This window comes from Tenacibaculum sp. L6 (assembly GCF_028823685.1).
Taxonomy (GTDB): Bacteria; Bacteroidota; Bacteroidia; order Flavobacteriales; family Flavobacteriaceae; genus Polaribacter.
In genome coordinates this window covers 1-1,316 of record NZ_JAPEHZ010000137.1, presented here as the reverse complement: position 1 = coordinate 1,316, position 1,316 = coordinate 1, and the positions used below count along the sequence as shown (strand labels likewise).

Here is a 1,316-nt window from a genome sequence, read left to right as displayed (position 1 = left end):
CTCCATATTGTAAATCGATAATTAACTTTTGCCCTTTATCGTCTAAATTATTAGTATAGTTAACAGAATATTGTTTGTCTATACCATTTTCTCTTTCATCTTCAATTCTGCTTTCATTGCTTGCTACTTGTTTGTTAGCATCAAAAAAAGTAGTGTTGTTTGTTGCAATATCTTTGTCTTTAGAATTTCTATAAAAGAATGTTCCTGTAATAGAGCTTTTTTTATCGATGTAGTATTCTAAACCAAAAGAACCATTATAGTTGTTGTTTTTTCTATCAAAAGTTCTTTCTTCATTTCTATAATCTTTTATAGTACCATCATTGTTAAAGTTGGTAAAAAAACTTTGAGAGTTACCTGGTCCTTTTCTATATGAGTAGGCTAAATTTGTAAAGATGTTAAGCTTTTTAGTTCTGTAATTTAGGTTTGGAGAAAAACTAAACATATCAGGGGTACCAGCAGTTAAGTTTACAGATCCGTTAAATCCTGTAATTTTTCCTTTTCTAAGAATAATATTTAAAATACCTGCAGTACCCTCAGCATCATATCGAGCAGAAGGAGAAGTAATTACTTCTACCTTTTCAATAGCATCAGCAGGAAGGTTTCTTAAAGCATCTGTACCGCTTAAACCAACTAAAGCAGAAGGTTTACCGTCAATTAAAATACGAACATTTTCATTTCCTCTTAAGCTTACAGCTCCCTCAGCATCTACGTTTACAGAAGGTACGTTATCTAACACATCAGAAGCATTACCTCCTTTAACAGTCATATCTTTACCAACATTGTAAATCTTTTTGTCTAATCGAATTTCTACGGTTGATTTTTCTGCAATAATTTCAATTTCGTCTAAAGTTTCAGTGTCTTCTGAAAGAGAAATTACACCTAAGTTTTTATTTTCGGTTAGTGTGTGGTTTCCTAAGTTCTTAGATTTAAAACCAATAAATTCAACTTGTACAGCATAAGTACCCGATGAAACATCTATAGAAAAGTTTCCTTTAGCATCAGTTACTCCTCCAACAACTTGTTGAGTGCTGGTGTTTGTAAGTACTAATGTAGCGTATTCTAATGGTTGTTTTGAGTTGGTTTCAACAACTTTTCCTGTTAAAGTAATTTTTGAACCACGTTGGGCAAAAGTTGTAAAACTAATTAGTAAAATAATAAGTAAGGTAAATTTCTTCATTACGTTGATTTATAAAACTTGTTTGACCGCAAATTTGCCGAAAGGTTTAATGGTGTTTAGTTAAAAGAATGTTAAATCAGAAATGGAATTAAAAAAGAAGAAATTAACAGCGAAAAATAGAAAGGGTAAAAATGAAAAA

At 30.9% G+C, this 1,316-nt stretch carries 1 protein-coding gene; it reads right to left on the bottom strand.

The genetic code is table 11. The features are described 5' to 3' along the window. Positions 1–1,177, bottom strand: a 1,177-nt coding sequence (locus tag OU788_RS12310; protein WP_274635436.1) for a TonB-dependent receptor, incomplete at its 3' end; no start/stop codon positions are given. Positions 1,178–1,316: the final 139 nt, after the last annotated feature.